We start from the raw sequence: 12,263 nt of genomic DNA on the forward strand, positions 1-12,263 counted from the left end.
TCTTTAAATACATCTGCGTTCATCTGCGTTCATCTACTTTCATCTGCGGTTTCCCCTCACAGCAAACAATCACATAGTTAAGTTTATTTCAGCCCATTTTTGCGATTTCCCATCACAGCGAACAATCACCTAGTTAAGTTTATTTCAGCCTGCCTACTTATTGTTTTAGCCGATCGCATTAAAGCATACCCAAAAAAATACATACTCTGTTATTCGCCTACTCTCAGGCAAATCTACCGGATTTTAGTGAAAGTTTTACGATCGCACAGCGATAATTATACCGAGAAAAAGAGTCGTAGCACGGGCGAGGGCGGGCGGGCCATCGCCCACATCGCACAAATCCGATTCAGTTATTCGCAGATCCCAGAAATCCGGCATTCGCGGGTTGACTGGCCCCTCGCCGCACTGAGATAAACTACCGGCGGCGGCTCATCAATTACAGCTTGAAGATTGTGTGTCATAAATTTACTAATCTCGATATCTAAAGTAGCTGTAAAATCAGGTTCATCCCAATCCTCGCTTTCTTCAATGCTGATTGTTGTTGGTGTCGCCATATCAAAATCCAGCTCATCGCCAAAATCCGAAACTTTCTTAATTGGATCTATTTTCTGACTGGTATCAGCGGCAAAAGCTTGAGTTGTATTGGCCATTAGTAGGAGTGGCAGTGCTACTATGGCACTTATCGTTTGTTGCGCCGTGATTTTCCTCATGCTATCCTCCTGGTATAAACTAAACTTTGGTGCTGCTATAAATTCAACATCCGCGGCTACTGTCTGGCGCGGTAAGTCGCTTTTAGATTTTAGATTTTAGATTTACTCCACAGATGAATCTGAGAGCTTGGACAAGAGTCTAAATTTGGCGGCTGCTTACCACTCCTGTCGCGGGCTTGTATTCGTTTTTGAGCATAGTCATTAATTAATAGTGGCTTGTTTTTCCACAGGATAGAACCTGAGCTGTGACACTTCCCGGGAAGTTTACTTGACGGAGCATATCCGCCCAACTGTTCCCCTTTTATTTTTACTACGTGAAAGCTCTTAAACAGTCAGGTTTTTTCGTTACCTTAAGTAATTCCCGAGCCTTTACGAGTGTTCATCTCAGACTCAAAGCAAAGTGGGTGAGAAGTTCTCGCGCACACGAGTTTTCGCACCCCGCGCTGCCAGCAAGCTGATGTGCAATACCACAGCCACGGGATATCTGTCAATACTTATATCTTAACATTTCTAAGTTTTTGCAGCATTCTCGTTACCAGGAAGAGCCTGGTAACGCAGATGGGTGAGCAAGAGCCGAAAGCAAAGTCGAGAGGGCTCCTACTTAGTCAAGCCGTGTTCGAGAGCGAAGCGAACCAACTCTGTACGGCTGTTAGTACCCGTCTTGCTAAACAAACGGCTGACGTACTTTTCCACATTGCGCACGCTAGTTTCCAAGCGGCGGGCAATTTCCTTATTCATCAAACCTTGAGCAACCAAATCCAAAACGCTTTGTTCTCGCGGAGTCAAATCAATTTTAATCGGCGAAGGACTTTGGGCGATCGAACTGCGCCCGCTCAGCAAAGACTCAATTCTCGCCATTTGGCTTGTCAAAGCAGCAATATCTGGATTTTCAGCATTTTCGCTCGTTTCCTTAGCAGCCGCGCGACGGGCCAGCAAATTCGTTACTATTGCTACTAACTCGTCGGGATCGAAGGGCTTAGAAAGATAAGCATCGCAGCCTGCTTGATAGCCTTGAATACGATCGCTCGTCATCCCCTTAGCCGTCAAAAATACCACCGGCAAAGCCTTATAGCGAGGATCTTCCCGCACTTGCTTGAGAAACTGATAACCGTCCACCTGCGGCATCATAATGTCTGAAATCACCAAATCCGGATTAGTCTGCTGCAAGAGTTCCCACCCATCCCGAGCATTACTGGCAACCTCAACCGCAAAATTGCTATCTTCCAAATAAGCTTGTACGGCTTCCCGCAAGCCCGGTTCATCATCTACCAATAATAATCGTGCTGACATATCTTTTACCCTTACGCTTTACCAGTATCTTTTACTTTAGCCGAAATTAACTCTTATTGTCACTCCATCCATCGAAGGATCTCAATAAATTGTTGTTAAACTCAAGAGTTTTGAGCTGTGTTTTGATCTAAGGATTAAAAACTGATTAAATCTTTAATTCAAAACTCAAAACTCAAAACTCAAAATTATTATTGAACCCTTCAACTTAAACTTTTGAACGGTCGGTCAAAATTTCATAGCCTGTTTCCGTCACCAACACAGTATGCTCAAACTGAGCCGACATAGCATTGTCAACGGTTACAGCAGTCCACTTGTCCGAAAGCGTCCGAGTGTACTTAGAACCGGCATTCAGAATCGGTTCGATCGCCAATGTCATGCCCGATCGCAATTTCACGTTTGGCATGGAGCGGGTGCGGAAATTGAAAACCGACGGTTCCTCGTGCAAATTTCGCCCGACACCGTGGCCGGTAAACTCCTCAACGACGCTAAAACCGTTGCTTTTGACATGATCTTCGATCGCACCAGCGAGATCGAGCAAATAGGCTCCTGCTTTGACTTGTTCGATGCCTTTGTAGAGAGCTTCTTCTGCGACTCGGATTAATTTTGCCGATTCCGGTGTTACTTCCACAACTGCGATCGTGATGCAAGAATCGCCGTGAAAACCTTGATAATATGCCCCAGTATCTACCTTAAGAACATCTCCTGCCCGAATTACCTTTTTGGGATTGGGGATGCCGTGAACAACTTCGTTATTAATGCTAGAGCAAATCGATCCCGGAAAACCGTGATAGCCTTTAAAACTCGGAGTTGCACCCATAGAACGGATGCGTTTTTCCGCATAAGCATCCAAATCAGCAGTAGTCATTCCCGGTTTGACCATTTGGGAAATTTCTTTGAGTACCGTTGCAACGATTTTCGCTGCCTGCCGCATAATTTCGATTTCGCGTTCCGACTTAATTTCAATGCCTCGACGCTGTTTTGTGACTTGGGGTGCTTGAGTTGGCCCAGAAAGCAGACTGCTAAAAATATTCATGTATTGTCGGGTAATTTTGTACTTTGACGGCAGGTTGAAGCAAAAAAACGGCAAATATCCGGCTTTTTGGATAAAAACGGATGTCTTGTTCCGAACTGTCGATCGCTTGTCCTTTAAGCTAGCTTAATATTTTTCTCAGTAATCGGCACGGGATTGGGGGGTCAAAAAAGCGGTTTCAACCGCCGAGTCCGTCGGCTCGGGATCGGCGACGATTCCTGCGAGGTTAGCAATTCCGGCAATTAACTGACTTACCTCAACTGGTTTAGATAAGTGCATCTGGAAACCAGCTTCCAGCGCTTGCTGGCGCTCGGACTCTCTGGCGTAGGCCGTCAGGGCGATCGCAGGCATCTTTCCACCCCTGAGCTCTTCCATTTCTCTCACCCGCGCGATCAACTCGTAGCCGTCAGCTCCGGGCATTCCAATGTCACTCAGCAGCACATCCGGCCAAGAACTCTCCAGTGCAGCTAGAGCCTCGGCCACCGATGAGGCCGATCGCACCATAGCTCCTTCTTCCTCGAGTAAAGCAATCAAAAACTCCCGCGTGTCATCGTCATCATCCACCACCAGCAACTGCAAATTAACCAGAGTTGGGAGGGTCCGGGCCTGGTCATCGATCTGCGACCAATCATCGTCATCCGCGAGGGCGTTTTTCTGTGCAAGAGGTAGAGCCACCGTAAATTTCGCACCCTCGCCCGGATTATTTTCTGCATATACCTTACCGCCGTGCTGTTCCACCAAGTGACGGACGATCGCCAATCCCAGTCCCAAACCCCCGTAAGACCTAGTTGTGCTGCTATCAGCTTGGCGGAAGCGATCGAACACATAAGGCAAGAAATCAGGAGCGATACCAATGCCGCTATCAATTATCTGAATTTGAGCTTCATCGCCAACTGACTCCAACCGCACCTCTACTTTACCCTCTTCCGGAGTAAACTTAATCGCATTTGACAGCAAATTCCACACAATTTGCTGCAAGCGATCGGAATCGCCGATCACTTCACCTACATTTGGACTGCAGGTTAATTCTAGGACTATTGATTTTTCCTCAGCCAGCGGCTGCAAAGAATCAATTGCCAGCTCGATCACAGATTCCAACCGAATCGGATGCTTATTTAAATTTAGTTTCCCCCGCAGAATCCGCGAAACATCTAAAATATCTTCGATAAGTTGAGATTGAGATTTAGCATTACGCTCAATTGTTTCTAGAGCTTTATCAATAGTTTCTTCGTCAAATTTTTTAACCCGAAGCAGCCTGGACCAGCCGAGAATTGCATTTAAAGGAGTGCGGAGTTCGTGAGAAAGAATCGCGAGAAATTCATCCTTCATCTGGTTAGCTCTCTCAGCTTCCTGCCGCGCCACTTGTTCGCGGATTAGTCTGCCTCGTTCTTCCTCTGCTTGCTTGCGGTCTGTGATATCTCTCACCGTGCCCACGTGACCGATCAGTTTTCCCAAATCCGAAAACATTGGCGACGACTGCACGTGAATCCAACGCACAGTTTCGCTAACAGCTAATCGGAACTCGCTAGAATATTCCTGGCTTTCTTTAATCCATGCTGACAAATGTGCCGCTACGCGATCGCGATCTTCTGGATGAGCCTCCCGCTGCCAAACCTCTGCCAAACTTTTATCTAAAATTAACCCGGAAATGGCTTCACAGCGGGGATTCATGTAAGTACAGCGGCCTTCAACGTCAGCTAAGTAAATTCCCAGCGGCGAACAAGCACACAAAGTGCGAAACCGCTCTTCACTTTTACTTAGTTCACTATTAACAGCAGCTAACTGTGTTGCTTGCTGCTTCACCTCGACTGTTTTTTGGAACAATTCCACAAATACCTGCACCTTCGATGTCAATATTTCCGGTTTCAAGGGTTTGAACAGGTAATCCACCGCGCCCAGAGAATAACCTTTAAACACGTGGGTGTCATTACTGCTGAATGCTGTGATAAAAATAATCGGAGTCGATCGCGATCGATCTCTAGAGCGAATCAATGTTGCTGTCTCAAATCCATCCATTCCCGGCATCTGCACATCAAGTAAAATTACCGCAAAATCTTGATTGAGCAGACATCTGAGAGCCTCCGTGCCGGAATTAGCTTGTACTAGATTATAAGAGGGGCTGTTGAGGATAGCTTCTAGAGCCAGCAAATTTTCTGGGCGATCGTCAACTAAAAGGACATTTACTCGTTCGGGGCGCTGCACATCCATAAATTTTTTAATTTTTAATTCTTAGCAACTTGACTAAACAGGGAGCGATTTTAGAGAGGGGTAAAATCCAGTCTACTTCAACATTTGCGATCGCGGAGGCCGGCATTGTCCGGCATAGAGCCGAAGCCGGCTCCTCCACAAAAGTCAATCCTCCCTCAGCTTTAATTTTTGCCAGCCCTTCACTACCATCAGAATTAGCTCCCGTTAAAATTATCCCGATCGCTTTCTCCCCAAAGGCATCCGCAGCAGACTCAAACAGCACATCAATTGAGGGCCGCGCGTAGCAGACAGGACCCTCTGTTGAAAGTGCAAATGTAGGAGTTGGGCGACTTAGGATTGGGGAGTTTGAATTGTGGAGTGGCTCCACAGGAACCCTCCCCCACTCTGTAAAGTCGTTTTCAGACTCGCTCTGGTCCCACTCGCAAGGCGATTCTATGAGCAAGTGATAGTCAGCAGGAGCCAAATAAACCCGTCCCGGCGCGATCGGCTCTTTGTCTTCTGCCTCAGTGATTTGGAGAGAGGTTTGCTGTTGTAAAAAATCAGTAAGCCTGTCCTGAGAACTCTTATGGCGGTGTTGGACAATAACTACAGGCAAAGGAAAGCTTTGTGGCAAATCTGCCAGCAGGACTGTCAAAGCCTGTAGCCCTCCCAAAGATGTGCCAACAACCACTATTTCAAAATTTTTTTTATTTAACTCGGCGGTAGAGTTTCTCGCTAATTTCAATTGGTTCATAGTGTTTTTCATAAGGTGTAAAAATCAGAGACTCCTGATGTCCCAGCCCTAAAATTCCAAACATTCCCAGGCTCTCATAAAAAAGCTTGTGTACCCGAGCTTGGAGGTGTGAATTGAAATAAATCAGCACATTCCGGCACAAGATCACGTTAAATTCATTAAAAGAAGTATCCGTTGCTAAGTTGTGGTGAGCAAAGACAATATTCTCTTTAAGTGAAGAGCGAAAAATCGCATTTTCATAGGCAGCCGTGTAATACTCAGAAAACGCTTTTTTCCCTCCTGCTTGGTGGTAAAGTTGCGTATATTCTTGCATTGATTTCAGCGGGAAAATACCATTTTTTGCGGTTTTTAAAACTAATTCATTCATATCAGTAGCATAAATCCTACAGCGGTCATAAAGTCCTTCTTCTTGCAGCAAGATTGCCATAGAATAGACTTCTTCTCCTGTTGAACATCCAGCGTGCCAAATCCGAATAAAAGGATAAGTACGCAGCATTGGCACCACTTTATTTCTGAAACTAAGGTAAAAGGTGGGATCGCGAAACATCGCCGTTACATTCACAGAAATGTCCAGCAGGAAACGGTCTAGGTAGGCAGGATTGTGGAGTAGCTTGTCCTGAAGTGCCGAGACAGTGGTGAGCTGTTCCGAGCGAATAGTGTTCCAAATGCGGCGCTTGAGAGAGGCAAGAGCATAATTGCGAAAATCAAATCCGTAATAGCGAAATATCCCCTCTAGTAGCAGTTTAATTTCGATTGTTTCAAGTTCATGGGTTTCGGGCATTTTTTATTAGTAATTGGGAATTGGGCATGGGGCATGGGGCATGGGGCATGGGGCATGGGGCATGGGGCATAGTTGACTGTTGACTGTTGACTGTTAACTGTTGACTGCTGACTGTTGACGGTTGACGGTTGACTGCTGACTGTTAACTGTTGACTGTTAACTGTTAACTGATGACTAATGACTAATGACTAATGACTAATGACTAATGACTAATGACTAATGACTAATGACTAATGACTTCTTTCATCGATAAAGCCAAACACGCAGCAGCGAGAGCAACTGTTCCGTATCAACAGGTTTGGTAATGTAGTCAGACGCCCCAGCTTCGATACATTTTTCCCGATCGCCCTTCATAGCTTTCGCAGTCAGAGCAATCATTGGCAGGGAAGCGAATTGAGGCATATTACGAATTGCTTGCATTGTTTCATAACCGTCCATCTCTGGCATCATCACGTCCATCAACACAATATTTATGCCAGGCGTATTTTGCAATGTAGTAATGCCCTGTCTGCCGTTTTCAGCAAACACAATTTCCATTTTATGGCGCTCCAGCAGACTCGTCAGCGCGAAAATATTTCGCATATCGTCGTCAACAATCAAGACTTTTTTGCCCGCCAGCGTCGCATCTGTTTGATACAATTGCTCTAGCATTTCGCGCTTCGGTTGCGGCAAATCTGCTTGGACTCGGTGCAGGAACAAAGCTGTTTCATCTAACAAACGTTCAGGCGATCGCACATCTTTAACAATGATGGTTTCCGCCATGCGCTTCAGTTGAGTTTCTTCGGCTCTCGTCAACTCTTTGCCCGTATAAATAATAATCGGCAGAGCTTTCAAAGTTGCCTCTTGCTTGATCTGCTCGATCAGTTCAAAACCAGTCATATCTGGCAGTCCCAAATCGAGTACAACGCAGTCAAAAGACCCTGACCTCAAAGTTGCTAGCGCCTCTGCACCGCTCCCCACAGCCGTGGTAGAAACATCGTGATTGCCGATTAAATCCACAATACTGCGGCGCTGCGTTTCGTCGTCTTCCACCACTAGCAAATTCTTCACTGGCCGCTCCACAAAACCCTTAATATCCGTCAAAGCTTTGCTCAAAGCTTCGCGACTGACAGGCTTTTGTAAGTACGCGATCGCCCCTAACTGCAAACTGCGCTGCCGCCCTTCTTCAACTGATACAATGTGAACCGGAATGTGGCGCGTAGTTGGGTCATGCTTCAAGCGATCGAGCACAGTCCAGCCATCCATCACAGGCAAATTTAGATCCAGCATAATCGCAGTTGGCTTGAACTCTCGCGCCATCGCCAAACCGATATCGCTCCGTAAAGCCACTAAACCTTTAAAACCCTGTTCCCGCGACATATCCAAAAGAATCCGAGCGAAGTTCACGTCATCTTCAATAATCAACAGCACGCGATCGCCCGGCTCGACATTTTCCCGGTCATCAGCGATAATAGGTGATGGATAAGGGGCGATCGGCAAGTTGAAATTCGGCGCAGGAGGTGGGGAAGAAATATCAGGCGGCAATTGAGCCGTTTGCTTGCCCGTTCCCGATTCCTTATCATTCATTACTCGCGATTCTTGGTAAGTTTGGGGCAGATAAAGCGTGAACTTACTACCCTCACCAGGGCGACTTGTCAATTTAATTTCTCCACCTAACAGATTAGCAATTTCTCTACTAATTGACAAACCCAAACCCGTGCCCCCGTATTTGCGGCTAGTGCTACCATCAGCTTGTTGGAAAGCCTCAAAAATAACCCTGTGTTTTTCAGCAGAAATCCCAATCCCCGTATCGCTAACTGAGAAAGCCAAAACAGTAGCGGAACTCGTTAAACTGCCTATCTCTAAACTCCACCCTTCCCGCGCTACTTCGACACGCAATTTCACCTCACCCCGCTCTGTAAACTTAAACGCATTAGAGAGGAGATTCTTCAAAACTTGTTGCAGCCGTTTAGCATCAGTATAGAGACCTTTTGGCAACCCAACCTCAAGCTCGATTTTAAAACTCAACTTCTTATCCTGGGCGATTTGGCGGAAAGTTCGCTCCAAATGATCTCGCAAGTCCGGAAACAACACTTGCTCAATTTCCACCGACATCGTGCCTGATTCAATCTTAGCGAGATCCAAAATGTCATTAATCAGCCCTAACAAATCCGTTCCCGCCGAGTAAATTGTGCGCGTGTATTCAACTTGCTTCTGAGTCAAATTACCCTCAGTATTGTCAGAAAGCAATCGAGCCAGAATCAACAGCGAATTCAGCGGAGTTCGCAACTCGTGAGACATATTTGCCAGAAACTCCGACTTATACTTAGAAGTTAGAGCCAACTGTTCGGCTCTTTCTTCCAACAACCCCCTCGCCTGTTCGATATCTCGGTTTTTCCGCTCAACTTCCTTATTTTGCAGCGCTAGCAATTCAGCTTGTTCTTCTAGTTCTTCATTCGTCTGCTGCAACTCTTCCTGCTGACTCTTCAACAGTTCCTCCGATGCACGCAGCGACTGCGCTTGTTGTTCGAGACGCTTGTTAGTTTCCGTTAGTTCTTTTTGCTGAGTTTGCAACTCTTCTGCCAAAGACTGCGACTGTTTCAGCAACTCTTCCGTCCGCATACTCGCCGCAATTGTATTTAAAACAATGGCGATACTTTCTGTAAGTTGGTCGAGAAATGTCAAGTGTATTTCGCTGAAGCGGCGGAACGAAGCTAACTCAATTACTGCCGTCACTTGTCCCTCAAATAGTACGGGTAAAACCACGACATTCAACGGCGTAGACTCTCCCAGTCCCGAGCCAATTTTAACGTAGTTTTCCGGCACTTCAGTCAACAGTATTCGTTCCTTTTCCAGGGCGCACTGTCCTACCAAACCTTCGCCTAAATGGAATCTATTTCCTAACTGTTTGCGTTCGCGGTATGCGTAGGTACTTAACAGTTTGAGAAACGGATCGTGCTCCACACCTTCCATCATAAAGAATACGCCATGCTGAGCAGAAACCAGCGGCGTCAATTCTGAGAGAATTAGTTTAGAAACAGTTTCTAAATCCCGCTGACCTTGTAGCATTCGAGTGAACTTAGCGAGGTTTGTTTTCAGCCAATCTTGCTCAGTATTCTTCTGCGTCGTCTCCCGGAGATTGGCAATCATCTGGTTAATGTTGTCCTTAACAATGGCAACTTCTCCTTCAGTGGCGACGGAAATTGACCTCGTTAAATCCCCTCTGGTAACAGCAATTGCCACTTCCGCGATCGCCCGCAGTTGAGTAGTCAAATTCGCCGCCAACTCATTCACATTATCCGTCAAATCTCGCCACGTCCCCGCCGCGCCCGGAACCTTCGCCTGGCCGCCCAATTTCCCTTCAATTCCCACCTCCCGCGCCACAGTAGTAACTTGATCGGCAAACGTCGCCAGCGTATCAATCATCTCATTAATCGTATCTGCCAGAGTCGCAATTTCTCCCTTAGCTTCCAGCATTAATTTGCGCTTCAAATCGCCATTCGCCACCGCCGTCACAACCTTAGCAATACCCCGCACCTGCGCTGTCAAATTCCCCGCCATCGAGTTTACATTGTCGGTTAAATCTTTCCAAGTTCCCGCAACTCCTTTCACATCAGCTTGACCGCCCAATTTACCCTCAGTTCCCACCTCCCGCGCCACCCGCGTCACCTCAGAAGCGAAGGAATTAAGCTGATCCACCATCACGTTAATAGTATCTTTCAACTCCAGAATTTCGCCTTTAACATCAACGGTGATTTTCTTAGACAAATCGCCATTTGCCACCGCTTTCGTCACTTCCGCAATATTCCGCACCTGCGCCGTCAAATTCCCCGCCATCAAATTAACATTATCAGTTAAATCTTTCCAAGTTCCCCCTACACCCCGCACGTAAGCTTGCACGCCTAATTTACCTTCCGTTCCTACTTCCCTAGCAACTCTGGTTACTTCTGATGCGAAGGAACTCAACTGATCCACCATGATGTTAATCGTGTTTTTCAGTTCGAGAATTTCCCCTTTAACATCTACTGTAATTTTCTTGGATAAATCGCCATTTGCCACAGCGGTTGTCACTTCCGCAATGTTCCGCACTTGGGCGGTAAGATTACCCGCCATCGAGTTAACTGAATCCGTTAAATCTTTCCAGGTTCCTGCAACTCCTTTAACTTCAGCTTGCACGCCTAATTTCCCTTCCGTTCCCACTTCCCTAGCAACCCTAGTTACTTCCGAAGCAAAGGAATTTAACTGATCCACCATCGTGTTGACGGTGTTTTTTAACTCCAGAATTTCACCTTTAACATCTACAGTAATTTTTTTAGATAAATCGCCATTAGCCACAGCAGTCGTAACAGCAGCAATATTCCGTACTTGTTCTGTCAAACTACCCGCCATAAAATTAACTGAATCAGTTAAATCCTTCCAAGTTCCTGCTACGCCTCGAACATCCGCTTGACCGCCGAGTTTACCTTCGGAACCCACTTCCCTAGCAACCCTGGTTACTTCAGATGCAAAGGAATTAAGCTGATCCACCATCACGTTAATGGTGTTTTTCAGTTCTAAAATTTCGCCTTTAACCTGTACCGTAATTTTTTTAGACAAGTCACCGTTAGCAACCGCCGTCGTCACATCAGCAATGTTGCGGACTTGTGCTGTTAAATTCCCCGCCATTGAGTTAACTGAATCCGTTAAATCTTTCCAGGTTCCTGCTACTTCCTGCACTTCTGCTTGTACGCCCAATTTCCCTTCTGTTCCCACTTCCCTAGCAACCCTGGTTACTTCTGATGCGAAGGAATTTAACTGGTCAACCATCGTGTTGACGGTGTTTTTCAGTTCGAGAATTTCGCCTTTAACATCTACTGTAATTTTCTTGGATAAATCGCCCTTTGCCACAGCGGTTGTTACTTCAGCGATGTTGCGGACTTGTGCTGTCAAACTGCCTGCCATGAAGTTAACGCTATCCGTTAAATCCTTCCAAGTTCCTGCAACTCCCTTAACTTCTGCTTGACCGCCGAGTTTGCCTTCGGAACCTACTTCTCTCGCCACCCGCGTTACTTCTGATGCGAAGGAATTTAACTGATCCACCATGATGTTAATCGTGTTTTTCAGTTCGAGAATTTCGCCTTTAACATCTACTGTAATTTTTTTAGATAAATCGCCATTTGCCACAGCAGTCGTCACGTCGGCAATGTTCCTTACTTGTGCCGTAAGATTGCCGGCCATCGAGTTAACTGAATCCGTTAAATCTTTCCAGGTTCCTGCCACTCCCCGCACTTCAGCTTGGACGCCTAATTTGCCTTCGGTTCCTACTTCTCTCGCCACCCGCGTTACTTCAGATGCGAAGGAACTCAACTGATCCACCATGATGTTAATCGTGTTTTTCAGTTCGAGAATTTCGCCTTTAACATCTACTGTAATTTTCTTGGATAAATCGCCATTTGCCACCGCCGTTGTCACTTCCGCAATGTTGCGGACTTGTGCTGTTAAATTCCCCGCCATTGAGTTAACTGAATCCGTTAAATCTTTCCAGGTTCCTGC

7 protein-coding genes are annotated in these 12,263 nt (G+C 46.3%); all 7 read right to left on the bottom strand.

From position 1 onward, the window contains the following. Positions 1-350 precede the first annotated feature (350 nt). Positions 351-710, bottom strand: a complete 360-nt coding sequence (locus tag QUB61_RS28820) for a hypothetical protein (protein ID WP_333132746.1) — start codon at positions 708-710, stop codon at positions 351-353. Positions 711-1,307: 597 nt separating this feature from the next. Further along, positions 1,308-2,000: a response regulator transcription factor gene (locus QUB61_RS28825; RefSeq protein ID WP_333132747.1), complete on the bottom strand. Its 693-nt coding sequence runs from the start codon at positions 1,998-2,000 to the stop codon at positions 1,308-1,310. Between the two features lie 205 nt (positions 2,001-2,205). Beyond that, positions 2,206-3,033, bottom strand: coding sequence for a type I methionyl aminopeptidase (map, locus tag QUB61_RS28830; protein ID WP_333132748.1), 828 nt, complete (start codon positions 3,031-3,033; stop codon positions 2,206-2,208). Positions 3,034-3,168: 135 nt separating this feature from the next. Next, positions 3,169-5,238, bottom strand: coding sequence for a response regulator (locus QUB61_RS28835; protein WP_333132749.1), 2,070 nt, complete (start codon positions 5,236-5,238; stop codon positions 3,169-3,171). A gap of 7 nt (positions 5,239-5,245) precedes the next feature. Further along, on the bottom strand, positions 5,246-5,971 hold the full coding sequence (locus QUB61_RS28840; RefSeq protein ID WP_333132750.1) for a chemotaxis protein CheB: 726 nt from the start codon (positions 5,969-5,971) through the stop codon (positions 5,246-5,248). Next, positions 5,925-6,752 (bottom strand): protein-glutamate O-methyltransferase CheR, encoded by an 828-nt coding sequence (locus tag QUB61_RS28845; protein ID WP_333132751.1) that lies wholly within the window; start codon positions 6,750-6,752, stop codon positions 5,925-5,927. The genes QUB61_RS28840 and QUB61_RS28845 overlap by 47 nt, the downstream gene beginning before the upstream one ends. A 243-nt stretch (positions 6,753-6,995) precedes the next feature. Then, positions 6,996-12,224 (bottom strand): HAMP domain-containing protein, encoded by a 5,229-nt coding sequence (locus QUB61_RS28850; RefSeq protein ID WP_445301000.1) that lies wholly within the window; start codon positions 12,222-12,224, stop codon positions 6,996-6,998. Positions 12,225-12,263 lie beyond the last annotated feature (39 nt).

Origin of the sequence: Microcoleus sp. C2D2 (genome assembly GCF_036702495.1) — a bacterium.
Lineage (GTDB): Bacteria > Cyanobacteriota > Cyanobacteriia > Cyanobacteriales > Microcoleaceae > Microcoleus.

Excerpts from the sequence above, each read along its gene's own strand:
- QUB61_RS28820 (WP_333132746.1), bottom strand. The coding sequence starts at position 710 with ATGAGGAAAATCACGGCGCAACAAACGATAAGTGCCATAGTAGCACTG.
- QUB61_RS28850 (WP_445301000.1), bottom strand. The coding sequence starts at position 12,224 with ATGGCGGGGAATTTAACAGCACAAGTCCGCAACATTGCGGAAGTGACA.
- map (WP_333132748.1), bottom strand. The coding sequence starts at position 3,033 with ATGAATATTTTTAGCAGTCTGCTTTCTGGGCCAACTCAAGCACCCCAA.
- QUB61_RS28835 (WP_333132749.1), bottom strand. The coding sequence starts at position 5,238 with ATGGATGTGCAGCGCCCCGAACGAGTAAATGTCCTTTTAGTTGACGAT.
- QUB61_RS28825 (WP_333132747.1), bottom strand. The coding sequence starts at position 2,000 with ATGTCAGCACGATTATTATTGGTAGATGATGAACCGGGCTTGCGGGAA.
- QUB61_RS28840 (WP_333132750.1), bottom strand. The coding sequence starts at position 5,971 with ATGAACCAATTGAAATTAGCGAGAAACTCTACCGCCGAGTTAAATAAA.
- QUB61_RS28845 (WP_333132751.1), bottom strand. The coding sequence starts at position 6,752 with ATGCCCGAAACCCATGAACTTGAAACAATCGAAATTAAACTGCTACTA.